The organism is Tumebacillus lipolyticus (assembly GCF_042682745.1).
Lineage (GTDB): Bacteria > Bacillota > Bacilli > Tumebacillales > Tumebacillaceae > Tumebacillus_A > Tumebacillus_A lipolyticus.
Genome location: NZ_JBHUIO010000002.1, coordinates 1,354,735 through 1,376,953, shown reverse-complemented (window position 1 = coordinate 1,376,953; position 22,219 = coordinate 1,354,735). Strand labels below are relative to the sequence as shown.

21 protein-coding genes, 9 tRNA genes and 1 riboswitch are annotated in these 22,219 nt (G+C 53.1%); of the genes, 26 read left to right on the top strand and 4 right to left on the bottom strand.

Annotation, left to right across the window (positions count from 1 at the left end; translation table 11 throughout):
- Window positions 1–82: 82 nt before the first annotated feature.
- The 10 genes from ACFSOY_RS05070 (at window position 83) to ACFSOY_RS05025 (ending at window position 2,350) form a co-directional block, all read left to right on the top strand.
- Window positions 83–166: transfer RNA gene (locus tag ACFSOY_RS05070), tRNA-Leu, on the top strand.
- Between the two features lie 451 nt (window positions 167–617).
- Window positions 618–701, top strand: a tRNA-Tyr gene (locus ACFSOY_RS05065).
- Between the two features lie 5 nt (window positions 702–706).
- Window positions 707–782: transfer RNA gene (locus tag ACFSOY_RS05060), tRNA-His, on the top strand.
- Between the two features lie 4 nt (window positions 783–786).
- Window positions 787–861: transfer RNA gene (locus tag ACFSOY_RS05055), tRNA-Gln, on the top strand.
- A gap of 8 nt (window positions 862–869) precedes the next feature.
- Window positions 870–945, top strand: a tRNA-Lys gene (locus ACFSOY_RS05050).
- A gap of 14 nt (window positions 946–959) precedes the next feature.
- Window positions 960–1,036: transfer RNA gene (locus ACFSOY_RS05045), tRNA-Arg, on the top strand.
- 7 nt (window positions 1,037–1,043) lie between these two features.
- Window positions 1,044–1,119 (top strand) — tRNA-Val (locus ACFSOY_RS05040).
- 78 nt (window positions 1,120–1,197) lie between these two features.
- Window positions 1,198–1,273 (top strand) — tRNA-Met (locus tag ACFSOY_RS05035).
- Between the two features lie 101 nt (window positions 1,274–1,374).
- A tRNA-Gly gene (locus ACFSOY_RS05030) sits at window positions 1,375–1,449 on the top strand.
- 163 nt (window positions 1,450–1,612) lie between these two features.
- On the top strand, window positions 1,613–2,350 hold the full coding sequence (locus ACFSOY_RS05025) for a hypothetical protein (protein ID WP_386044431.1): 738 nt from the start codon (window positions 1,613–1,615) through the stop codon (window positions 2,348–2,350).
- A 148-nt stretch (window positions 2,351–2,498) separates the two neighbouring features.
- On the opposite strand, the gene ACFSOY_RS05020 is transcribed toward ACFSOY_RS05025, so the two are convergent.
- The gene (locus ACFSOY_RS05020) at window positions 2,499–3,440 is read right to left on the bottom strand and encodes a YhcN/YlaJ family sporulation lipoprotein (protein ID WP_386044429.1); all 942 of its coding nucleotides are present in this window, start codon (window positions 3,438–3,440) and stop codon (window positions 2,499–2,501) included.
- Between the two features lie 238 nt (window positions 3,441–3,678).
- A riboswitch (SAM riboswitch) is annotated at window positions 3,679–3,794 on the top strand.
- A 120-nt stretch (window positions 3,795–3,914) separates the two neighbouring features.
- Here ACFSOY_RS05020 and ACFSOY_RS05015 point away from each other — a divergent pair.
- The 5 genes from ACFSOY_RS05015 to ACFSOY_RS04995 all read left to right on the top strand — a co-directional run bounded on the left by ACFSOY_RS05015 (window position 3,915) and on the right by ACFSOY_RS04995 (window position 8,306).
- Entirely contained in the window at window positions 3,915–4,946 is a 1,032-nt protein-coding gene (locus ACFSOY_RS05015; protein ID WP_386044427.1) for a methionine ABC transporter ATP-binding protein, read from the top strand.
- Complete coding sequence (locus ACFSOY_RS05010) at window positions 4,946–5,623, top strand: methionine ABC transporter permease (RefSeq protein WP_386044425.1); 678 nt, start codon at window positions 4,946–4,948, stop codon at window positions 5,621–5,623. The genes ACFSOY_RS05015 and ACFSOY_RS05010 overlap by 1 nt, the downstream gene beginning before the upstream one ends.
- 28 nt (window positions 5,624–5,651) lie before the next feature.
- Window positions 5,652–6,485: a MetQ/NlpA family ABC transporter substrate-binding protein gene (locus tag ACFSOY_RS05005; protein ID WP_386044423.1), complete on the top strand. Its 834-nt coding sequence runs from the start codon at window positions 5,652–5,654 to the stop codon at window positions 6,483–6,485.
- A gap of 114 nt (window positions 6,486–6,599) precedes the next feature.
- Complete coding sequence (locus tag ACFSOY_RS05000; protein WP_386044422.1) at window positions 6,600–7,613, top strand: DUF4097 family beta strand repeat-containing protein; 1,014 nt, start codon at window positions 6,600–6,602, stop codon at window positions 7,611–7,613.
- Between the two features lie 60 nt (window positions 7,614–7,673).
- Window positions 7,674–8,306 (top strand): TVP38/TMEM64 family protein, encoded by a 633-nt coding sequence (locus ACFSOY_RS04995; RefSeq protein WP_386044421.1) that lies wholly within the window; start codon window positions 7,674–7,676, stop codon window positions 8,304–8,306.
- Between the two features lie 21 nt (window positions 8,307–8,327).
- Here ACFSOY_RS04995 and ACFSOY_RS04990 read toward each other — a convergent pair whose 3' ends face one another.
- The gene (locus ACFSOY_RS04990; RefSeq protein ID WP_386044420.1) at window positions 8,328–9,569 is read right to left on the bottom strand and encodes an MDR family MFS transporter; all 1,242 of its coding nucleotides are present in this window, start codon (window positions 9,567–9,569) and stop codon (window positions 8,328–8,330) included.
- 131 nt (window positions 9,570–9,700) lie between these two features.
- Window positions 9,701–10,933, bottom strand: a complete 1,233-nt coding sequence (locus tag ACFSOY_RS04985) for an MDR family MFS transporter (RefSeq protein WP_386044419.1) — start codon at window positions 10,931–10,933, stop codon at window positions 9,701–9,703.
- A 102-nt stretch (window positions 10,934–11,035) separates the two neighbouring features.
- Between ACFSOY_RS04985 and ACFSOY_RS04980 the strand changes: the two genes are divergently transcribed.
- From ACFSOY_RS04980 to ACFSOY_RS04930, 11 genes are all read left to right on the top strand, one after another.
- A complete protein-coding gene (locus tag ACFSOY_RS04980; RefSeq protein WP_386044418.1) occupies window positions 11,036–11,716 on the top strand; it encodes a Crp/Fnr family transcriptional regulator in 681 nt (226 codons plus the stop codon).
- Window positions 11,717–11,845: 129 nt separating this feature from the next.
- Window positions 11,846–12,928 carry a LysM peptidoglycan-binding domain-containing protein gene (locus ACFSOY_RS04975; protein WP_386044417.1) on the top strand — a complete coding sequence of 361 codons (1,083 nt, stop codon included), beginning with the start codon at window positions 11,846–11,848 and terminating at the stop codon, window positions 12,926–12,928.
- A 145-nt stretch (window positions 12,929–13,073) separates the two neighbouring features.
- A complete protein-coding gene (locus ACFSOY_RS04970) occupies window positions 13,074–13,931 on the top strand; it encodes a phosphotransferase (RefSeq protein ID WP_386044416.1) in 858 nt (285 codons plus the stop codon).
- A gap of 345 nt (window positions 13,932–14,276) precedes the next feature.
- Window positions 14,277–14,645 carry a GntR family transcriptional regulator gene (locus tag ACFSOY_RS04965; RefSeq protein ID WP_386044415.1) on the top strand — a complete coding sequence of 123 codons (369 nt, stop codon included), beginning with the start codon at window positions 14,277–14,279 and terminating at the stop codon, window positions 14,643–14,645.
- Entirely contained in the window at window positions 14,642–15,343 is a 702-nt protein-coding gene (locus ACFSOY_RS04960; protein ID WP_386044414.1) for an ABC transporter ATP-binding protein, read from the top strand. Before ACFSOY_RS04965 ends, ACFSOY_RS04960 begins: the two co-directional genes overlap by 4 nt.
- On the top strand, window positions 15,330–16,160 hold the full coding sequence (locus ACFSOY_RS04955) for an ABC transporter permease (RefSeq protein ID WP_386044413.1): 831 nt from the start codon (window positions 15,330–15,332) through the stop codon (window positions 16,158–16,160). The genes ACFSOY_RS04960 and ACFSOY_RS04955 overlap by 14 nt, the downstream gene beginning before the upstream one ends.
- A 527-nt stretch (window positions 16,161–16,687) precedes the next feature.
- Complete coding sequence (gene ruvC, locus ACFSOY_RS04950) at window positions 16,688–17,191, top strand: crossover junction endodeoxyribonuclease RuvC (RefSeq protein ID WP_386044412.1); 504 nt, start codon at window positions 16,688–16,690, stop codon at window positions 17,189–17,191.
- Window positions 17,188–17,811 (top strand): Holliday junction branch migration protein RuvA, encoded by a 624-nt coding sequence (gene ruvA, locus ACFSOY_RS04945; protein ID WP_386044411.1) that lies wholly within the window; start codon window positions 17,188–17,190, stop codon window positions 17,809–17,811. The genes ruvC and ruvA overlap by 4 nt, the downstream gene beginning before the upstream one ends.
- Before the next feature lie 13 nt (window positions 17,812–17,824).
- Window positions 17,825–18,820: a Holliday junction branch migration DNA helicase RuvB gene (gene ruvB / locus ACFSOY_RS04940; protein WP_386044410.1), complete on the top strand. Its 996-nt coding sequence runs from the start codon at window positions 17,825–17,827 to the stop codon at window positions 18,818–18,820.
- An 88-nt stretch (window positions 18,821–18,908) separates the two neighbouring features.
- Entirely contained in the window at window positions 18,909–19,652 is a 744-nt protein-coding gene (gene sigI / locus ACFSOY_RS04935; protein WP_386044409.1) for an RNA polymerase sigma factor SigI, read from the top strand.
- Between the two features lie 37 nt (window positions 19,653–19,689).
- Window positions 19,690–20,904, top strand: a complete 1,215-nt coding sequence (locus ACFSOY_RS04930) for an anti-sigma factor domain-containing protein (protein WP_386044408.1) — start codon at window positions 19,690–19,692, stop codon at window positions 20,902–20,904.
- A gap of 55 nt (window positions 20,905–20,959) precedes the next feature.
- Here ACFSOY_RS04930 and ACFSOY_RS04925 read toward each other — a convergent pair whose 3' ends face one another.
- On the bottom strand, window positions 20,960–22,045 hold the full coding sequence (locus ACFSOY_RS04925) for an HD-GYP domain-containing protein (RefSeq protein WP_386044407.1): 1,086 nt from the start codon (window positions 22,043–22,045) through the stop codon (window positions 20,960–20,962).
- Window positions 22,046–22,219: the final 174 nt, after the last annotated feature.

The following is a 22,219-nucleotide window of genomic DNA, read 5'->3' as shown; positions in this document are numbered from 1 at the left end:
AATCGGTCGAGGGCTTATCCTAAGTTCTTTTTCTTCGACTCACATTCGCATCCGGTTTTCAGGGAACACTTTATTAAATATTGCGGTCGTGGCGGAATGGCAGACGCGCACGCTTGAGGGGCGTGTGGGGTTACCCGTGGAAGTTCGAGTCTTCTCGACCGCACCAAGAAAAACCCGATCTGGAGACATCCAGATCGGGTTTTATTTTTTTGCGTGAGTGAATGGCTACGAGAGTGGATGGCTATGAGTGAGTGAATGGCTACGAGTGAGTGAATGGCTACGAGTGAGTGAACTGCGATGAGAATGAATTGCTACCAATGGTCAAATTCTCACAAGTGATCAGCTTTTGTCGTATGATAAGTGGAAAACATGCAACTCGATCCTGGTGATCGAGTTGCATGTTTTCTTTTAGCAGGATCTAATCTGTAGAGGTATAGAAACGTGAGTATTATGCTAAGATAAGCAGTATCGAGTTGATTTGCCCGCCCAATACGCCGTCATGGATCGTTTTGATTCAGTTTGTAGGTGAAGCCAAGTTGAGATGTGTGGACGACCATGATAAGATAAGACCTGTCGCTTGCAGAGCGGCGCAACAGTGAATCGAAAATTGTACTTGTGGAGAGATACCAAAGTGGCCAAATGGGGCGGACTGTAAATCCGTTGCGAAAGCTTCGAAGGTTCGAATCCTTCTCTCTCCACCATCATGGCGGCCGTGGCGAAGTGGTTAACGCACCAGATTGTGGCTCTGGCACTCGTGGGTTCGATTCCCATCGGTCGCCCCAAGATTGGGGAGTCGCCAAGCGGTAAGGCAACGGACTTTGACTCCGTCATGCGAAGGTTCGATCCCTTCCTCCCCAGCCAGTTTTCATGAGCCATTAGCTCAGTTGGTAGAGCAACTGACTTTTAATCAGTGGGTCGAAGGTTCGAGTCCTTCATGGCTCACCACTTTAATTCAATACGTGCCCTTAGCTCAGCTGGATAGAGCGTTTGACTACGAATCAAAAGGCCGGGAGTTCGAATCTCTCAGGGCACGCCATTCACGCGGAGGTTTAGCTCAGCTGGGAGAGCATCTGCCTTACAAGCAGAGGGTCGGCGGTTCGATCCCGTCAACCTCCACCATTTTCAATGTTTTATCTGTGAGGCCTGATTGAGCGAAGCGAGTAGTTTCGCAATGCGGGAACTCCAACATATTGTCGTCGCGGGGTGGAGCAGTTGGCAGCTCGTCGGGCTCATAACCCGAAGGTCGCAGGTTCGAGTCCTGTCCCCGCAACCATTTAATTATGTGTCGCAACGTTGGACGCGGTGTATTGCAAAAAGGTAGTCCAACTAAGGGCGCGACGTCCTGTCGCAACGTTGGACGCATACATCCTGTATGCGGAAGTGGCTCAGGGGTAGAGCATCGCCTTGCCAAGGCGAGGGTCGCGGGTTCGAATCCCGTCTTCCGCTCCAATCGTCTTTTTGAACTCGATTCCTAGAATCGAGTTTTTTTATTTTCTACGGCTCATCCACTAGGACGCCACCGAGCGAGGCGAGATTGCTATCATTACCAACGTAGTTTGATCTCCGTGATCACATACTAGTTACGACTCTTTGTCAAAAGGGAGGAGATCAAATGGACGTTGTGATGAAGCCAGAACTGCGCACAATCGGTGGCGAGACAACGAGCATCTATTTCAACGGTGAGTGGGCAGGAGACCTGTATCTCATCTACAGGGAAGGTGACAGCATGACTGGCACGATTCAGATCGACACCCGCCGTGTGGATGAGGAGCAGCTGGAGCACGTCACCGACGAAGTGCGCACCTACATCCATCATCTCGGCTCCGCACTGAATGTCCAAGATAGCTCAGTCGTGATGATGTATGGGGATATTTCATCGATCGTGGAGATGGAGCCGATCGACATCGCAGATGAGGAAAATGCAGATCTGTTGTTAGACGAGGAAGACATTTACGAAGCGGAAGGCTTCGAAGAAGACTTCCAGATCACAGCAGCCGAAGAAGCTGACTTGCTCTACGATGATGATCAGGGATACATCATCGATGGTGCGCTTGCTGATGAGGAGCCTTTTCACCTGTCTGTCGTCTTTCAAGATGGCGAGCACACAAAATATCAGCTGCACGATGAAGAGCATCGCACGTATGGACTCGTCTCAGTTGACGAGATCGGCAGCAATGTGTCGGGGAGAGTCGACCTGTGGAGCGATATGGATGAGGATGAGACGACAGATGTTGCGCGATGCTTGGCGCGAGAGTTTTCGGAGACAGATGCGGAATGCATCTCCTTTACGATGAACTATCAAGATGAGCATGTCGGCGACTTTCAGCTGGAACGCCGTGATCTGATGTAGCCTTGTAGCTTTCCCGATATCGATCAAACCCTTTAACCTCTGCTCGTCGAGCAGAGGTTTTTCTGAGCAAAGGCAGCGGAAATGAAAAACGGCAAAGGCAAAGAAAAACCTCGTCCGCAGACGAGGTTCATCACTCTGATCATGCTTGCTAGCGCGTCACGTTGGTGACACCAGGTGCGGTGCCGCCTGTCGTTGGACCAGGAGTGCCCGGAGTGCCAGCGGTGCCGACTCCAGTTCCTCCGGTGGTGGGGAACATACGACGCAACATATCGCCAAGATCGCCAAGTCCACGGATCGGATGACCTGAGACTGTATCGCGAACAAACGCGTCCATCCGGTTATACAGCCCTGGGTTTGCCGACACGTAGACGGTCGTGATCGACGGGTTCGCCTGCTTGACAGCGGCGACGACACGCTGTTTCACATCGTTGGAAACATCAGACTGAGCCGGTGCGGTGTACGTGCCTGCCCGATTCAGATTCCGCGTCCCATCAGTCGCTCCCATGATGTTTGTCCCATAGTTGCTCGGAGTGGTAGGCGTTTGGGGCGTCAAGCCGCTCAATCCGATGTTGCGCCCATCGCCGTACGGTGTCACAGTGCCGCCGCGGATGTTGCGGTTCACGTCGTGCATCGTTTGATCGCGAGCTGCCATCGGCGGCATGTCACGGGTGAGCGTGCCGGCGCGGTTGCCGTCACCGCGCAAAGCGGTGCCTTGGTTGATACCGACATAGGCAACGTTGCCCGCAACCAGCACGTGAGCAGTGCGGATGCCAGGGATCGATTCCACCCGCGCTTTCAACGACTGGTCGGTGCGCATATTGCGGAAGGCAGCATCCTGTCGAGTGCGAGCATCATTGGTCAACACGTTCGGGCCTCGATCCGGCCCGATGTTGTCTCTGACCCCCAGGCGGTCTTGGTCATATGGGGTGTTGCGAACGCCGATTCTGTTGTTGTCCATAATACGGCCACCACGGTCCGTACTATAGCTGCCGACTCGATCTTTCACGTTCGGAGCAGCATTTGGCGTACAAGCAGCGAGCAGGGATGACGAGAGCAAAAGTACACCTGCGAGGGCAGTAAACTTTTTCAATGTGTCAGCCTCCTCAGCACGTCAGATTGGCGGAGATGTGATCAACCCGCGATTCTATTGTCACCGATCGATCTCCGCTCTACACGAAGCAAAGATTGGTGCAGGCAAAGGAAACTACCAAATGTGCAATACTTTTTCTCATAGGGTTGTTGACACCAGAAGAAACAACGTGCTATACTCCAATTCATAGTCCAGCACTAAACCAAGAATCCCGATCTGATAACTTAATACTTTCGTGCTTTCATCAAGAGAGGTGGAGGGTCTGGCCCTGTGAAACCCGGCAACCGTCAGTTCGTGTGGCAACGAGCTGAAATGGTGCCAATTCCTGCGAAACGTTGTTTCGGCAGATGAAAGATGCAAGAGTTGATCGCCTTGTGTCCTTCGTTTGCGGAAGGGCATTTTTTTATGACGTTTTTTATGACGTTTTTTATGAAAATGGTAAGAATTCTACGAAGACAGGAGGAGAGCGAGACCATGATCAAGTTGCAAAATCTTCGCAAGGACTACGTTGTAAACAAGAAAGCGGTCACCGCTCTCAAACGAATCGATATCACGATCGAACAGGGTGAAATATTTGGAGTGATCGGCCACAGCGGTGCGGGCAAATCCACTTTGATCCGCTGTATCAACCTGCTTGAACGCCCCACGCAAGGCTCTGTGATCATCGACGGAGTCGATCTGACCACGCTGAGCAAACGCGAGCTGCAAAAGGCGCGCCAAGACATCGGCATGATCTTCCAACATTTTAATCTGATCTCTTCGAGCACGATCTTTGAAAACGTAGCGTTTCCCCTTCGACTCGCCAAAAAGTCAAAAGCGGAAGTGGACAGCAGAGTGAATGAACTGCTGAAACTGGTCGGACTTTCCGAACATGCGAAAAAGTATCCGAGCCAGCTTTCAGGCGGGCAGAAGCAGCGCGTCGGGATTGCCAGAGCGCTGGCGAACGATCCAAAAGTTTTGCTCTGCGATGAAGCGACATCAGCGCTCGATCCGATGACGACGCAGTCGATCTTGCGCCTGCTGGCAGACATCAACCGGAAGACGGGCATCACCATCATCTTGATCACACACGAAATGCAGGTCATCCAGGAGATCTGTGATCGGGTGGCTGTCATCGACAATGGGGAGATCGTCGAAGCGGGCAAGGTGGCAGAAGTGTTTCTGCGGCCGCAACAGGAAATTACCCAAGAGTTTGTCGCGCAGGTCAGCCGCTTTGAATGGTCGGATGGGCTGCTCCGCCAAAATTTCTCTTCGCAAGCGACCGGAAAGGAGACGCGATGTATCGTGCGGGTGACGTTTCTGGGCGAAGTGACCTTCCAGCCGATCATGTTTGAGGTGTTACAGCGAGAGTCGGTCGCATTTAACATCCTGCATGGCACGATCTCGCGAATGAAAGATACCCCGTACGGACAGCTGGAGCTGGAGCTGAGCGGCATCAGGGCGGATGTTGACCGAGCTGTAGCGACGATGCAGGCGCGAGGGCTCGACGTGGAGGTGATCGGGTGATGGAGGCGCTATTGATCGAGCTGTTCCCCAATGTGGTATGGCCGGAGATCTGGAAAACGCTGCTCGAAACGCTGTACATGGTCGGGATCGCCACGCTGTTTACCGCGCTGATCGGTCTCCCGCTCGGAGTCTTGGTCTACCTGACCGCCCCAGGCCAGCTCCTGCACAATCGATTTGCCTATCAAGTGCTGTCTACGGTGATCAACGTTTTTCGTTCGATACCCTTTATCATCTTGCTGATCTTGATCATTCCGTTTACCAAACTGCTGGTCGGCACATCGATCGGCGTGTCAGCTGCGATTCCGCCGCTGGTGATCGGCACCGCCCCCTTTTTCGCGCGGCTTGTCGAAACTTCTCTGCGTGAAGTGGATCGGGGTGTGATCGAGATGGCCCAGTCGATGGGCGCTTCGACCTTGCAGATCATCACCCGGGTGTTGATCCCGGAAGCTCGACCGGGCATTCTCGCAGGCCTGACGATCACCTTGGTCACGCTGGTCGGCTACTCGGCGATGTCAGGCGCGATCGGCGGTGGAGGTCTCGGCGACCTCGCGCTTCGCTACGGCTATCAGCGCTTCCAAAACGATGTGACGATCGTCGCCACGATCATCATGATCCTGTTAGTTCAAGTGTTTCAGCTGTTCGGTGACAAGCTTGTCGCCTACTTCAGACGAAAATAAAACCCAATCCAGAAAGGATGATTCAATCATGAAAAAATTGTTGCTCGGCGCGATGACCCTCCTGCTCACCGCCTCTCTGATCGGATGCGGCACAGACAACGCGAAAGAAGATGGCACATCTGGTGCGAAAGATGGTTCGAAAGTGGTCACCTTAAAAGTGGGCGCGTCACCTGTGCCGCACGAAGAAATTCTCAAGCAAGTTGCACCGAAGCTGGAACAGGAAGGCGTCAAGCTGGAGATCGTTCCGTTCACCGACTATGTGCAGCCCAACCTGCAGCTTGGCGAAGGCCAGCTGGATGCGAACTTTTTCCAGCACATCCCCTACCTAGAGGATTTCGCGAAAAAGCACAATCTGGATCTGACTCATATTGCCAGCGTGCACATCGAGCCGATGGGCGCCTACTCGCAGAAATATAAAAAAGTGGAAGAGCTTCCGAAAGGCGCACAGATCGCCATCCCGAACGATGTGACGCAAGTTGGCCGCGTCTTGGCATTGCTTGAGAAAAACGGTTTGATCAAGCTGAAAGAGGGCGTCGGCATCGCTGGCACGATCAAAGATATCGTGGAAAACAAGCAAGAGTACCAATTTAAAGAGTTGGAAGCTGCGATGCTGCCGCGCGTGCTGCCAGAGGTTGACCTTGCGGTGATCAACACCAACTATGCGCTGGAGGCGAAGCTGGTACCGACGAAAGACGCGCTGTTCCTCGAAGACAAAGACTCTCCGTATGCGAACGTACTCGCCGTTCGCACCGCAGATAAGGACAAAGAGGCGCTGCAAAAATTGGTCAAGGCGCTCAACTCTGACGATCTGAAAAAGTTTATCGAGCAAAACTATAAAGGCGCTATCGTTCCCGCATTCTAAGCGGACAGAAAACTTCTGCAGGTGGATGAAGACTCGGTCTATAGACCGAGTCTTTTTGTTACGAGATTATGGTACGATCTAGTCAACAAGCCACAGATGAGGGGGATTTTACCAATGTTTAGTTTCCTGCTCGGCTCCAGAGCAAAATTTGAAGGTTCGCAAGAGGTCACCCGTTCACTCGAAGGGGATGCGCACAAGGCGCGCGTAAAAGTCCACAACGGGCGCATTCGGATCAAGCAAGCGGAACAGGAGACGGTACGAGCTCTCGTCCGCGTGGTCGTCAAAGGAGAACTGGCAGAGGATATTCGCGACATGTCAGATGTGGAACGCTTCTGGACATTGGAGCAGCGAGGCGATACGATACTCTTTGAACAGCTTGAATGCACACAGCTGTTTTCCGGATCGTCGATCAGCGTGAGCGTTGATCTGATCTTGCCGAGAAGCGTCTGCAAGGTTGAGCTGATCAGCCATAACGGTTCGATCGAGGCGCAGGATATTGTCGGTGCGCTCGATGCCCATACGCATAACGGGTCGGTCGATATCTCGCATGTGAAAAGCGAGAACGGGTCGGTCAAAGTGCGCTCGCATCATGGTTCCTTGCAGCTGAAGGGGATCAAAGCGGATCGTTTGACGGCGGAGACGGCAAACGGAAGCATTGAGCTGGAGACGGTGGTCGCACATGTAGAATTGGACACTCGCCATGGAAGCGTGGATGCTAGACATGTGGATGGGCGGTTGCACCTGCTCTCCCGCAACGGCTCCTTGCGGGTGGAAAATGTGACGGGCAACCTGAAGGCGGAGACGCACAATGGCAAGATCGTGGTTGAAAATTGTCAGCAGAACGCCATCCTGCATACGCACAACGGCTCCGTTCGCGTGAAAAATAAGTGTGACGTCGCTGGCGACTGGCGTGTGATGACGCATAACGGAAGCATCGAACTGTTGCTGCCTCAGAACGTCGATGCGACATTTCGATTGAAGACATCGGCAGGGAAGGTGACCGGCGATCTGCTGCAGATTCAATCGAGAGGAATCGTCAACAACTTTTCGATAAAAAATGGCGAGGGTAAGCATCTGATCGATGTGGAAACGCATCGCGGCAGCATCGAAGTGAGCGGAATGAAGTAGCAGCGCTTCCCGCTGTCGGTCGCAAGGTGCTTGTCGATGGTGACAGGAGATGGCCTTTTCTTGAATAGATCGATTGCAAAAAAACTGATCGCGCTCTGCGGATATTTGCTGCTGATCCTGTTGCTCGTATGGAAGCAAGATATCCTGCTGGATGCGATGGACAAAGGGGCGGACATGCCTTGGCTGGTCTTCGGACTGGCCATTCTGTTCGCTTTGGTACCTGTGTTTCCATATGGGCTGATCGGCGCTGTCACCGGAGCGATCTATGGGCCTGTCGTCGGCGGGCTGATCGTTTGGAGCGCCTCGACGACAGCCGCACTGATCATGTTTTTCTTCGCGCGAAGGCTGTTTGCAGAGCAGATGAGCGGCTATCTACAACGCCATCAACAAATCGAACGGCTGACCAAGCTGTTTGAGCGCAACTCCTTTTTGGCGATTCTGTTCGCTCGGTTGATTCCGATCATTCCGGCTGCGGTGGTCAACATCTATTCGGGGCTGGTGCGAACCCCGCTTTGGATCTTTCTGACGGCGACGGCGCTGGGGAAATTGCCGACGATGATCGTTTTTGCGACGGTGGGTGATCAGGCGTTAACCTCTTGGCGCAACCTGTTGGTCGTCGTCGCCATCTATGCGATCTTTCTTGCTTTAGTCTATCTGATCTACCGCAACGCACAAAAAAAGTTGAGTCGATAGCGACTCAACTTTTTTGTATGATCAGCTCGTCTGTGCGGCAGTCTGCACCGAGGGCTTTTTCCCAAGCGCTCGACCGAGCAGAAAGTAATGGGCGAACGCTGCGATGATCAGCAGCACGCCGACGACGGAGAACCAGACGCCACCGCCGTACGCTTGAAAGGTGAGCGCACCGATAATCGGTGCCACGGTCCCGGTCACCCCCCAATGAGCGCCGAAGATCGCAAAATAGCGTCCGCGAAGCTCCGGTGGTGCGATGATCGAAACCGCCTTTTGGATCTGTGGCCCGTTTAACATCTCGCCGATCGTAAAGGAGATCTCTGCTAAGATCAGCACCCAAAACGCCGTGCCCCACCCGTATCCGAAAGCGGTCGCGGCGAGAAAGAGAAAGGCGACAAAGATCACGTTGCGGATCGGGAACCGATCTGCGAACTTTGCGATCAAGATCTGGGTGGCGACGACCATCGTCCCGTTGATCGCGAGCAATGTGGCAAATGCGTCCAAATAATCGTCAAAATTGACTTTCAAATGTTGAGGCAATATCGATTCTACTTGCGAATAAAGGAGCGAACAGGGCACCATCGCGATCGTGATCCAGATCAGCATGCTCGCGTGGCGAAGCTTCAGCTTCGGCAAGCCGCCTTTTTCACCCTTGCTGGCTTTGCGAGCTCGCTCGCGCAGCTCTTTCGGCAGCGTTTCTGGAACTTTCCAGATCAGCAGGATCATATAGATCAGCTCGGCGATCGCACAGAGACCAAAGGCGATGCCCGGGTTGACCTTGTAGATCATCACCCCGATCAGCGGGCCGAGCGCCGCGCCGACGTTCAAGGCGGTATGCATCACAGCGAACACTTCGGAGCGCTTCTCCTCCGGCACCAGGTCGGTGATCTGCGCGGATGCAGCTGGCCAGAACAGCGACTGACCCAACCCGTTGATAATCGTCAGCACAGAAAACTCAAGCAGCGACTCGGCGAAAATATAACCGAACATCGTGACCGACTGAATGACCAGCGAAGCGACCATCATCGGCTTGCGACCGTAACGGTCGGCCAAACTGCCGGAGAAGATGCCGGCGATCATGCTGGTCAGCGGCTGCAAGCCGACGATCACCGCGGTGAGCAGCAAGTTCCCCTCTAGTTTGTCAAACAGGTAGAGCGCAAGAAAAGGACGAATCATAAAACCTGCAAACGTAGTCAAAATAGTTCCGATGACGCGAATCCAGATCGCCGTATCATAGCGGCCGATCAACTTCTGCACAACATTCATCCCGTCACCTCCAAGTCTGTATTCCGACAGTATACAAGAAGAAGTGACAGAATGGATAGAGGATTTTATAAAGATTAAATATTCTGTTTAATGAAAGAGAACCCACCAGCGGTGGGTTCTCTAAGCAATATTTAAGCGGAAAGCGAAGATTGTCGCGGCAGGTAGATCGAGCGATAGACGAGCTGATGCAGGAAGATGGCAGCAGCTACCAAGAGCAGGGAGATGATCGAAAACCAGTGCTGGCCTCCGAAATAGGAGAAGCCGAACGCGCCGAGGAATGGCCCGAACGTGCGCGTCAAGTTCCAACTCAGCCCGTAGACAGCAAAGTAGCGAGCGCGCAACTCGATCGGCGCGAGGATCGAGACCGCCTTTTGCGCCTGTGGCATCAGCAGCATCTCACCGATCGTAAAGATAAACTCGGTCAGCAAGAGCAGCGCGAGCATGTACGACCAGCCATAACCGAACGAGGTGACAGCACAGAGCAACAGACCGACAGACATCACGCGGTGCATCGGAAATTTTTCAGCGATGCGAGCGGTGAGAATCTGGAAGCACATCACCAGAATGCCGTTAAATGTCATCAGCAAAGCGAACGTCTCCACATAGTTGGAGAAGTTGGACTTTAAATGCTGTGGCAAGATGATCTCCACCTGCGAATAGAGCAAGGTGAAAGGCAGGATGCCGATCGTCACCCACCAAAGCAGCTTATGCTCTTTAAATCGCATCCTCGGCAGCGCTTGTTTGTTGGTGCCTTTCGCATGGCGCATCTTCTCCCGAACTTCTTCCGGCAGGGTTTCAGGAATTTTCGTCAAAATCAAAAGGGCATAGAGCGTCATCACAGCTGCTGAGAAGAGGAAGACGTAGCCCGGATTGAGCTTGTACATCAAGACGCCGACCAGCGGACCGATCGCAACGCCTACATTAAACGAGGTGTGCATCAGCGCGAACACTTCGGCGCGCCGCTCCTCCGGCACCACGTCGGCGATCTGCGCGTTGGCGGCTGGGGCGAACAGGGAAGAGCCGATCCCGTTGATGATCGAGAGGATCGCAAAAGCGATCAGCGATTCGGCGAAGGCGAAGCCGGCCATCGTCAGCACGGAGATCAGCAGCGAGATCACCATCACCGGTTTGCGTCCATAGCGATCGGAGAAACCTCCCGCATAAAGGGACGCGATGATCGAGGTCCCAGGCTGCAGCGCGACGATCAGGGTGGTGACAAAGAGGTCGCCATCCAGCTTATCATAGAGATACAAGGCCAGAAAAGGACGGAGCATAAAGGTAGCGATGGTGGTCAATACTCCGCCAAGTGCTCGAATCCAAATCGTCTGGTCGTAGCGCTGATAGATTTTTTGAAGCCAGTTCATGAGAGGTCACCTCGATTCTACAGCAGAATTTATCTTTTAAGTATACTCGAAGTATTCGAAGGAAGAATAGCCCTATTTTTCAGAACGTGTGGAGGTCAAAAGATGTGGAAAGAGTTGCGCGGCATCAGTTTGTTTCGCGATCTGTCAGACGAGTTTTTGCAGCTGATCTATAGCATCGCGCAGCTGAAGCGGGTCAAGCGTGGGGAGATCCTCTTTTTTGAGGGCGATCCATATGTGGCGATGTATGTGGTGCGCACAGGAAAGGTGAGGCTGACCAAAACGACGCCAGAAGGGCGAGAGATCATCCTGTATATCCGCCAAGGCGGTGAGCCGATCGGGGCTGCGATGCTGTTTTTGGATCAGCCCTATCCGGCGACAGCGCAGGCGATCGAAGCGGCTGAGATCTGGATGATCCCGCACGGGGAGCTGGAAGCGCTCGTTCGGGAAAATCCGGACCTGTCGATCGCGATCATCCGCCTGCTGGGAGAGCGTCTGCTGCAGACGCAAGCGCAGATGCGCGATCTGGCCCTGCAGGATAAATGGGGCGCGTTGATCTCCACGCTGCTCAGGCTCTATGAGGAGTATGGAAGGCAGACGCCGCATGGAGTTGTGCTCGATCTCGCGCTGTCGCATCAGGAGTTGGCCAAGATGATCGGATCGACGAGAGAAGGGGTCAACCGGATGATGAGCCAGCTGAAAAAAGCGGGGATTCTCGACGTCTCGCGGGGACAGATCACGATCTATCTGGTCGAAGAGTTGAAGTCGTTTCTCAAAGATTCTTGAGCGGTCCGTCCGATGGCGGACGCTCTTTTTTTCTGCGCTGACAGACCAGCCCAATTTTCTCGGAACAAGGACACATGGCGGGCAGGCGCATATACTGCCAGTGACATACGACTAAGGAGGTCGACCGGATTGAAGGTTTACACCGTCCAAAAGGGAGACTCCCTATGGAAAATTTCAAAAAAGTTTGGAGTTACTCTCGATGAGTTGATCGCTGCGAACAAGCAGATTGCCAACCCCGATCAGATCGATGTCGGCACGCTGGTCACGATCCCCGATCATGCGATGGGGTCGGGCGGAGCGGTTTCTGGCAACGCGATGACAGGGAATGAGGAAGCGAGCACGAGCATCGCGATCCAACCGCCTAGCCCGTCTGTTCAAACTCATGGTACTCCAGCATCCGTAGGTGACACGCCGCTTCCTGCCGCACCATCCCAACCGAGCGTTTCCGCACCTGCCTATCCCTCTGTTCCGAAATGGGGAGGGCTGTGGAAATATGTGGTTAAACATGGCGATAGCATGTTCAAAATCGCCAAGCAAGTGGGGGTAACTCTTGACCAGTTAAAAGCTGCGAATCCACAAGTTTCCAATCCTGATGCGATCTACTCCGGTCAAGTTCTCAATATCCCGTCCGCGGGACTAAAGCCCAAGCACAGCAACCCCGGACATTCTGCTCCGATGAGCAAAGAACAGCTCACCGCTCCGATGAGCAAGGAGCAGTTCACCGCTCCGATGAGCAAGGAGCAGCTCACCGCTCCGTTCGCAGGTCAGCCGATGATGCCGAAGGAAATTTTGACTCTACCTAAGGAGATGACGCCTGTGGAAAAACCGATGATCACCGCCCCGGTGGTAGTTCCACCGCAACCGGCTCCGATCTCTCCGATCGAGATGAACATTCAGTACGCTCCGCATATGAACTATGCGCCGCATGAAGAGAATGTGCAGGTGCAACAGGTGCAGATGCCACAGCCGGCTCATCACTATCCGATGATGATGTACATCCCGGTCTCGTACAAGAAGAAAAAGCATAAGTGCAAAAAGCATCACAAGTGCTGCCGTCCGAAAAAGCATTGCAAATGCGGTCACATGCACATGCACCATGTGCACCCGATGTACCACCCGCATCATGAATTGGTGCTGCAACAGCACATGAATGTGATGCATGGCGGTGGGATGGGGATGATGCCGAAGACGTTCTATCGCGAGGAAGATTGATGTCAGGAGATGGGGGGCCCGTCCGGCTTCCCTTTTTTCTTGCGATGGGAGGGAATGCCTTGGGACGCTGCTGACAGAAGGATTGCTGCCAGAACTGGAACGGGCATACGGCCTTTCATTTTCACACGGAGTCAAACTTCGGACCGTGACGGGGATTCATACGAGCGGTGGGGCGATGATTCTCAAGCGCTATCAAGGCGAAGGGATGAAACGACGGCTCGATGCGCTCGGCCAAGCGCTCGATGCGGTCATCTGCGCGGGTGTCGAGATCGCCCCCTTTTTAAAGACGAGAGCGAACAGCACCTATTTCGAACATCGAGGCTCGCTGTGGACGCTGCAGCCGTGGCTTCGCGGCAGACATGTGTCGCTGCAGGGCGGCAAGGAGCGCTTGGCGGCCGCCGAAGCGCTGGCCGAGCTGCACCGCGTGTCGATCACGAAACAGGTGGAACGGCCGTCTTTGCTGCGCGTGCCTTCGCTTTCCGATAAGTATCGCCACCGCTTGGAGCGGGCGCGGGCAGCCTCGTTGCGCGCGACCTCGTTGCGCGATCTGTGGCGCCCTTTTGAAGAGCGGGCGCTGCAGGCGGTCAGCGACTTGGCAGAACCGAGTCTGCAGGCGTTGGAGCGAGATCGAAGGCGAGGCGTGCTCTGTCATCGCGATCCGGCCCCGCACAATTTTATCTGGCAGGGCGGATCGGCTGCCATCATCGACTTTGATCTCGCGGGGACAGACGTTCGGGTGCACGACCTCTATCAGATGATCAATCATGCGCTCTATGTGAACGGATATGAGCCGGGATTGATCGAAGAGATCGTCGAGCGGTATGACCGCAGGATGCCGCTTTGTCAAGACAATCGACGCGTGTTGGATGTCCTGATGAACTATCCTTCGCTCGTGGTTCGCGAATGGTACGAGTTTGGCAAGAGCGGCGACAAAAAGGCGCTGTTCACTCGCCTGCGCTGGGCGGCCGCTCAGGAGGAGAGACGGCTTGCCAAGCTTCGATAGACAGATCGTGCCTCGACGGCAGACCCAAGCGATCGCGCAGAAGATCGCTTGGGTCTGTTTATTTTTTGCTAAAGCGACCTTGTCGATTTCAGGTCGATTCTCGCAAAGGCGCAAAGCTGCTAAAGTTTGATATGAAAAAATTGCCGTGCTGCTGTTTTGTTAATTGAACAGCTGGATTCACCGATAAATTCACCGAATCCCCTAAATGCTTTATCAAGATGATCAATGGATCTCTGCTGTAGCTCTATCTCTTCTTGCTGATCTGTGGTTTGACAGGAAAAAGTCACCGTGTTACTGTATTAGATGTCTAATACAGTAACACGGTTTTTCAACATGGAGGACGCGATGGAATTTAATCAAAAGGAACCGATCTATACCCAAATTATTGCAGACATCAAATTGAAGTTCATCAATGGCACCTATAAATTAGGCCAAGAGATCCCTTCACGACGCGAGCTTGCCAAACAGCTGGGGGTCAATCCAAATACCATTCAACGGGCGTATCGGGAGATGGAGGAGATGAGGTTGATCGTCACTGCGAGAGGGCAGGGGAGCTTTATGACGAGCGATGTGGAACTGCTCGAATCCTTGCGGGAAGAAGCGTTGCATCATGCTGTTAGCCAAAGTATCGAAACGCTGCGATCGTTCGGCAAATCGGATCGCGAAATCTTAGCGGCGATGAAAAAGTATCTGGAAAGGGGAGCGTCAAGATGATCAAAGTCGAGCAAGCTGCAAAAATGTTCGGAAGCAAGATCGCCTTAGATGATCTATCATTTTCTGTCGAGGCCGGACAGATCGTCGGGCTGGTAGGAGCGAACGGCGCTGGGAAATCGACGATGCTGAAAGCGATGGCTGGACTTTTGCATTTGGATCGTGGAAAGATCACCATCGACGGGAAATCACCCTGTCGTTCGACGAGAGAGCGGCTCGCTTTTCTCCCCGATCTCGATGCTTGGTACCCTTGGATGAAACTATCTGACATCATGCGCTATATGCAAGATCTTTATCCAGATTGGGATGGGAAAAAGGCGGATCATCTGCTCGATTATTTACACTTGAAGCGAGATTCGTTGATCAAAGTGGCTTCGAAAGGCACGAGGGCCAAGATCAAATTACTTTTGGTTTTGAGCAGACAAGCGAAATATTTGCTTTTAGATGAGCCGTTTTCCGGAATTGATCCTTTTGCGAGAGAGCAGATCGCCCATGCGATCATGGAAGATTTTTTAGAAGAAGAGCAAACGATCCTGATCGCGACGCATGAAGTGTCAGAAGTGGAAGCCCTGCTCGATGAAATTTTGTTTTTAGACGATGGAAAGCTCTTGCTCAAAGGAAATGTGGAGACTTTAAAACTGGCGGAAAGCAAGTCATTGCTCGAAATCTTGAAAGAGGTGTATCATCATGCTCGCCTTTAGACGTTTAGTAAAAACAGACTTGCGAAATCGCAGAAATACGATCTTCGTCACGCTGGGAACGATCGTGCTCCTAAACGCAGTGCTTGCTCTTCTGCCTGCTCTCTTCAACATTCCGCAAGATGGGCTCCAGTTTGTGCTGTCTCTGAATATCGCCGTTTTTGTTGCTGTGCTGCTCATTCCTTTGCTGAACTGCTTCTCAGTGTGGCGGGAAGAATGGAAACATCGCACGATCTATCATCTGTTGTCGCTCCCCGTATCGCGAGCCCAACTGCTGCTCGCCAAATACATCTCGATCTTCGTGGAGGCGCTGCTGATCGCTGCGATCATGCTGATCGGTTTGAGCATTCAAAACTGGTTGAGTGAAGGGCTGCTGTTTCGTGCCGAACCGCTGATCGCTTTCAATTGGTCGAACATTCTGTTTGTCGGAGGGTTGCTTCTCTTCACCACCTGTCTGATCTTTTTATGTTTCTTCAGTTCATTGCTCGGGAAATGCTTCAAACGGTACTCGCTCTTGATGACATTTTTTATCTTTCTTGTCGGGTTGACCGCATCGATCTTGGCGTTGTCCAATCTGCTGATCTCTCTGCTCTTGATCTTGGTGTGCCTGCTGCTATTTTGGGGAAGCTTGGGCTCATTTCTCGGGAAATACTTCCGCAAGCATTCTCTGTTGATGACATTTTTCATCTTCCTTGTCGGGTTGTTCGCATCGATCTTAGCTCTTTCTAGCAATCTGACATCTCTTGTCATCCTGCTGCTGTGCCTCCTGTTCTTCGGGGGGAGCTTGTATCTATTGGAAAGAAGAGTAGGGGTGGAGTGAGTCTGGATCGATCATCTCAAGAAACAAAAAACGCCAGAGAATCTAGGGCATGTCCCCGAAGATTCCCTGGCGTTTTCTTTCATTTGATGCTGTCGCGCAACACTTTCACGCTGGAAAACCTGCGCGGTCATCCTGTCTATCACACGTTGGTGACCTGGTCTGAGTCGTCGCTGATATTCTCCTCTTCGATCGATGCGATCATCGTCAACCCAAAACCGAGAGCCCCTACTAACAGAACTAAAGCGATCACCTCAGCAACCAAGACACCATCGCCCCTTTCAAAAGTCGCTTCACTTATATAGACGGATGAAGCGGATCAAAAGTTTCAACTTCATTAGAAAATATTTGAAAAAAAGGAGATCCAAATCTTGGTGCAAAATGAGAGGATCGAGAGAAAGAAAATAGATGCAAAAACATTATGTCTACCTGATACTGCCATAGCTTTCTGCATGGTTCTATGTTAAAAAGGAAATGTATGTTCGGCATCGAATACATTCCTACCGAACTTAGAAGGAGGAATTGCCAGCATGCGGATACTTGGAATCGACCCCGGATACGGGAGAACCGGGTTCGGAGTGGTCGATCTGATCGGCAACCGATTAAAACCTGTGGAGTACGGATGTGTGGAGACGAAACCGAACACGCCGATTCCCGATCGGCTGGTCGAAATATATGGCGCGATTCGCGAGATCATCAGCAGGCATCAGCCGGATCAGCTGGCGATCGAACAGATTTTTTTCGCCAAGAGTGTGACAACTGCGCTCGATGTGGCACAAGCGCGCGGGGTGGTGTTGCTCGCCGCTCGCGAAGCAGGGCTTGCAGTCGCCGAATATACCCCGATGCAAGTCAAACAATCTGTCGTCGGATACGGCAAGGCGGAGAAGAAGCAGATTCAAGAGATGGTCCGCATGTTGCTCGGGCTCGCCAAACCTCCCAAGCCTGATGATGCGGCAGATGCGTTGGCGGTGGCGATCACCCATGCGCACACAGCTCCGCTGAAAAGCATTGTGGAAAGGAAGATGGGGCATTGATCGCATTTGTGGAAGGAACGATCGCGATTGCGGAACTCGATCATCTCGTCGTCGATGTGAACGGAGTCGGCTATCGGGTGTTTGTGACAGGAACGACAGCGTTTCAGTTGAAAGAAGGGGAGAAACATCGCCTGTTCACCTACCATCATGTTCGGGAAGACGCTCACCTTTTATACGGGTTTCGCACGAGAGAAGAGCGCGAACTGTTCACAAGGCTCAACCAGGTGAACGGGATTGGGCCGAAAGTAGCACTGGCGATTCTCGGCGCGGGCACTCCCGACCAGCTGATCTTTGCCATTCGCGCAGAGGATGTCAACTACCTGACCAAGCTGCCAGGGATCGGCAAGAAGACGGCACAGCGATTGATCCTAGATCTCAAGGAGAAACTGGACGATCTAGCAGGACTTTTGCAAGTTGCGCCGCTTGCCGATCATCAGGCGCTCGCCAAGGCGACTGCTCCAAAAGGCCTGGGCGTCGAGTTGCATGAAGCGTTGAGAAGTCTTGGCTATACTGAAAAAGAAGCGCATGAGGCTGTCCGCAGCCTTGCGGATGAGATTACTGAAGGTGCTCCTCTCGAAAGCCTGATTAAGCTCGCTCTGAAGCAAATGATGCGCCAATAAGGAGAGAGATTTCGTGGAAGATCGGTTCGTGACCTCGCAGCCACTGCACGAAGATGGCGATCAGGAAACACTGCGCCCGCGTTATTTGCACGAGATGATCGGGCAACGCAAAGTGCGTGACAACATGAAAGTATATATTGAAGCGGCGAAGATGCGCAGGGAAGCGCTCGATCATGTGCTGTTGTATGGCCCCCCCGGCCTCGGCAAGACGACGCTATCCAACATCATCGCCAACGAGATGGGCGTCCATGTCCGCGTGACCTCTGGACCTGCGATCGAACGACCGGGCGACTTGGCTGCGCTTTTGACCAATCTCCAGGAAGGCGATGTGCTCTTTATCGATGAGATTCATCGCTTGAACAGAAGCGTCGAGGAAGTGCTCTACCCGGCGATGGAGGATTTCGCCCTTGATATCATCATCGGCAAAGGGCCGGCAGCGCGCTCTGTGCGCCTCGATCTGCCGCCATTTACTCTCGTCGGAGCCACCACCCGCGCGGGGATGCTCTCGCTTCCACTGCGCGATCGGTTTGGCGTCGTCTGCCACCTCGAATATTATGATGAATCTGACTTGCAAAAAATCATCTCGCGCACAGCGGAGATTCTGGGCGTGCCGATCGTGCCGGATGGTGCGGCGGAGCTGGCGAAGCGATCGCGAGGAACTCCGCGGATCGCCAACAGACTGCTCAAGCGAGTGCGCGACTTTGCGATGGTGCGAGGCGACGGAGTGATCACAGCAGAGTTGGCCGATCATGCGCTCCGGCTCATTCAGGTGGACAGCAAAGGGCTTGATGAGGTCGATCACAAGCTGTTGCTGACGATCATCGAGAAGTTTGGCGGCGGACCGGTCGGGCTGGACACGATCTCCGCTACGATCGGCGAGGAATCGGATACGATCGAAGATCTATATGAGCCATACCTGCTGCAGATCGGGTTTATTCAACGTACACCTAGAGGCAGAATCGTCTCGCCACACGGGTATCACCATTTTGGACTGAGCTATCCGGAGTGACGATTCCACAACAGATTTGTTGAAGTTTCTTTCGATGCCCTCAAAAGCAACAAGGTGTACGAATCCTATAACAAGCGAGGTGGAATGGGTGGGGATTTTACCGTTCCGACGCAAAAAATCGGAGGAGACATCAGATCTCAATCAGTTGTTGATGAAGGCACGCGACGGGAATGAAGAGGCAAGGAACCAATTGCTGCGGGAGTACATTCCTTTTGTAGCAAAAAGCGCCTCCCAAGCGACGGGACGGTATATTCGCCGTGGACAGGATGATGAGTTCAGCATTGCGCTTGCCGCATTTAATGAGGCGATCGAACGTTTCGACTTGGATCGTGGCACCAGTTTTCTCAGCTTTGCTGACACGGTGATCAAACGGCGTTTGATCGACTATTTTCGCTCGAAGCAGGCCAAGCATCGCGATGTGCCGTTTTCCGACTTTGAAGTGCAGGATGAAGAGGAGAACGTGATCAACTATGTCGAGGTGCAAAAGTCTGTCGAAGAACACCAAAGATCGATCGAGAGCGAGGCCAGACGAGACGAAATCCTCAAGTTTGCCCAACTGTTGATGGAGTTTGATATCTCGATGGAAGAGCTGGTCGATCTGTCGCCCAAGCATCAGGACGCTCGTGAGAACGCGATGGAGGTCGCCAAGGTGATCGCCTCGCAACAGGAGTTTTGCGACTACCTGATGACGAAGAAATCGCTGCCGCTCAAATCATTGATGAAACATGTCAGAGTCAGCCGCAAGACGATCGAGCGACAGCGAAAGTATATCATCGCCGTCTCGATCATTCTGATCGGCGAATTTGATATGTTGCAAGACTACATCGTGTAGATGTAGTTCGTACGGTTTTACGTAAGGGGGGCCGTTGATGCAGAGGAAAGGGATTGTCATGCAAGTGGCAGGCGATCTGGTCATCGTGATGACGAAGGATCGCCAGTTTTTAAAAATTCCGTGGGCGGACGGGATGGTCGTGGGGCAGGAGATCGATGTTCCGGAAGCGGTGGTGAACCGAAGTGCGAGCGCTCGCAACCTGACGCCGCTCCCCTGGTACAAGCGAACTTGGAACACGGCTTGGAAGCGTACGGGCGTGATCGCCGCAACCGTATTGCTCGCTGCGAGCGTTTGGACGAGCACCGCGCTCTTTTCGGAGCCAACCGCATATGCGTATGTGACGGTTGACATCAATCCGAGCATTGAACTTTCGATTGACAATCACAGACGGGTGGTCGCAGCAGTTCCGTTGAACGATGAGGCGAAGGAGATTCTCGAAGGGCAGACGCTCAAGAGCATGGCGGTTGAAGATGCGGTTGGGAAGCTGGCCGAAATCGCTCGCTCGCGAGGATACCTCAAGGAGAAGACGGAAGTGATCATCACTGCATCTCCGGCGGTGGCAGATGATTTGCTGACTGAAGATCTCAACTTGAACAAGGTGGAGAGCGAGCTGGTCGCACATGTGGAATCGATCATGAAGAGCGCTGGCGACCAGGTGGAGGTAGGCGGCATCGTCGTCTCCAAAGATGTGCGCGAATCCGCACAGAGCGCAGGCCTGTCTGCAGGCAAATATGCGCTCTACTTGGCAGCGATGCAAAGCGGGATTCAGGTCGATCTTGAAGAGATGAAAAACAAGTCGATCAGCAAGTTGGTCGATCAGCGCGGTCAAAAGCTTGGCGAGGTGTTGCGCGACCTCAAGGGCGGCAAGCAACTGGACGACTGGAACCGCCAAGTGAAAGACAAGGCGAAAGGGACGTCACAGGGAGTGCCGAACGTCGTTCCGAGCAATGTGAACAACCGCCAGCAGGAGCAAAAAAGTTCGAAGCAGAACGGCAAGCAAGAGTGGCAGGTTGGCAAACAGCAGGAGTGGAAGAACAGCAACAAGAACAATCTGGAAAAAGGCGATCAGAAGCAACAGCGTGAAAAGGATTGGAAGACACAGTCCCCTCAGCCGAAGAAGTGGGATGGCAGAGCGGGCGAGTGGAAGCAAGGAACGTCACGCAATCAGGGTGGGAACGACAAGAAGAGCAAGGTTGACCCGCCCAATAATCAAGATCGCAAGAACAACGACCAAAAAGAGCAGAGGCGTTAGTTTTTGCTTGTGGTCAAGACAAACCCCGAAGCGTTCGCTTCGGGGTTTTGTCTCGTCATTCGTTATAGCTGACGATCATCATCGTGAGCTCTTTGGTCAGGTCGATATCGTAGGGGCTGTCCAAGCGACGGCCATATTCGTCGCTGAGCAGACGAACGACCGGGCGCTGCGGGTATTCGGGGTTGAGGCTGACCACGACGGCCGTCTCATCTGTGTTGAGCTTGACCGTCATGCCGATCGGGTAGACGGCGACGTTTTTCGCAAACAGGCGCACCAATGACAGGTCGAACAGCCCGGTGCCGCCGCCCAAGATAAATTCCAGCGCTTCATGCGGCAAGAAAGCATCTCGATGAAAGCGCTTGGAGGTCAGCGCTTCATATACGTCGCACATGCCGACGATCCGCGAATACTCGTGAATCTCCTCGCCCTGCAATCCGCGGGGGTATCCAGAGCCGTCGAGGCGCTCATGGTGCTGATAGGCGATGTGCGCAGACAGCAGTGAGATGCCATCCTGTTCGCGCAACATCTCAAATCCCCACTCGGAGTGCTTCTTCATCATCTCATATTCGAGATCGGAGTAGCGGCCAGGCTTGTTGAGGATTTCCTGTGGAACTTTTGTACAGCCGATATCATGCAGCAGAGCGCCGATGCCGATCTCGGTGATCTCCTTTTGCCCATAGCCTTTGGCCAGGCCGACAGCGGTGGAGAGGATGGCGACATTGACCGAGTGATGATAGAGGTAGCCGTCCACCGTAAAGATGCTCGCCAGGTTGATCAGGCCGGTCGAGTTCGCTTTCAAATCGGCGAGGATGTCTTGGAACACTTTCGATACTTCGCGTCCGATCTGCGGGCGGGAAGCGCGACGAGCGCCTCGCTCCGAATCGATCATCTGCAACATCGAGTTGTAAACGGTGTTGACCGCATGTCTGCGGGTTTCATCAGACACCGCATCGACGATCACGATGTCGTCTGTACGCTTATCTTCAATATAAAGGCTGGAGACTCCAAGCTGTTTCAAACGCGTGATCATGCGTTCGGAGAGCTTGACCCCAGCACCGACGAGGATCATACCTTTTTCATCGAGCACTGGCTTGGCGAGAACCGCATCTGCCAGACTCAGTGATACGGGGGCTAATCGCATGCAGCACCGTCTCCCTGAAAATTTAGATTTTACATTAGTATTATAGACTTATTGACAGCTCAGTGTCTATCATCTTCTCAAACAATTTAATTCTTCCAAACTGCCGCTTTCGAGCGGGACGAATCTGGCAAGCTTTTGGACAGAGGGCAGGAAAAGCGCACCAAATGTCGAACG

Excerpts from the sequence above, each read along its gene's own strand:
- ACFSOY_RS04925 (WP_386044407.1), bottom strand. The coding sequence starts at position 22,045 with ATGCGATTAGCCCCCGTATCACTGAGTCTGGCAGATGCGGTTCTCGCC.
- ACFSOY_RS05005 (WP_386044423.1), top strand. The coding sequence starts at position 5,652 with ATGAAAAAATTGTTGCTCGGCGCGATGACCCTCCTGCTCACCGCCTCT.
- ACFSOY_RS04955 (WP_386044413.1), top strand. The coding sequence starts at position 15,330 with ATGCTCGCCTTTAGACGTTTAGTAAAAACAGACTTGCGAAATCGCAGA.
- ACFSOY_RS05000 (WP_386044422.1), top strand. The coding sequence starts at position 6,600 with ATGTTTAGTTTCCTGCTCGGCTCCAGAGCAAAATTTGAAGGTTCGCAA.
- ACFSOY_RS04930 (WP_386044408.1), top strand. The coding sequence starts at position 19,690 with ATGCAGAGGAAAGGGATTGTCATGCAAGTGGCAGGCGATCTGGTCATC.
- ACFSOY_RS04965 (WP_386044415.1), top strand. The coding sequence starts at position 14,277 with ATGGAATTTAATCAAAAGGAACCGATCTATACCCAAATTATTGCAGAC.
- ACFSOY_RS05015 (WP_386044427.1), top strand. The coding sequence starts at position 3,915 with ATGATCAAGTTGCAAAATCTTCGCAAGGACTACGTTGTAAACAAGAAA.
- ACFSOY_RS04960 (WP_386044414.1), top strand. The coding sequence starts at position 14,642 with ATGATCAAAGTCGAGCAAGCTGCAAAAATGTTCGGAAGCAAGATCGCC.
- ACFSOY_RS05010 (WP_386044425.1), top strand. The coding sequence starts at position 4,946 with ATGGAGGCGCTATTGATCGAGCTGTTCCCCAATGTGGTATGGCCGGAG.
- ACFSOY_RS04980 (WP_386044418.1), top strand. The coding sequence starts at position 11,036 with ATGTGGAAAGAGTTGCGCGGCATCAGTTTGTTTCGCGATCTGTCAGAC.
- ACFSOY_RS04990 (WP_386044420.1), bottom strand. The coding sequence starts at position 9,569 with ATGAATGTTGTGCAGAAGTTGATCGGCCGCTATGATACGGCGATCTGG.
- ACFSOY_RS04985 (WP_386044419.1), bottom strand. The coding sequence starts at position 10,933 with ATGAACTGGCTTCAAAAAATCTATCAGCGCTACGACCAGACGATTTGG.
- ACFSOY_RS05025 (WP_386044431.1), top strand. The coding sequence starts at position 1,613 with ATGGACGTTGTGATGAAGCCAGAACTGCGCACAATCGGTGGCGAGACA.
- ruvC (WP_386044412.1), top strand. The coding sequence starts at position 16,688 with ATGCGGATACTTGGAATCGACCCCGGATACGGGAGAACCGGGTTCGGA.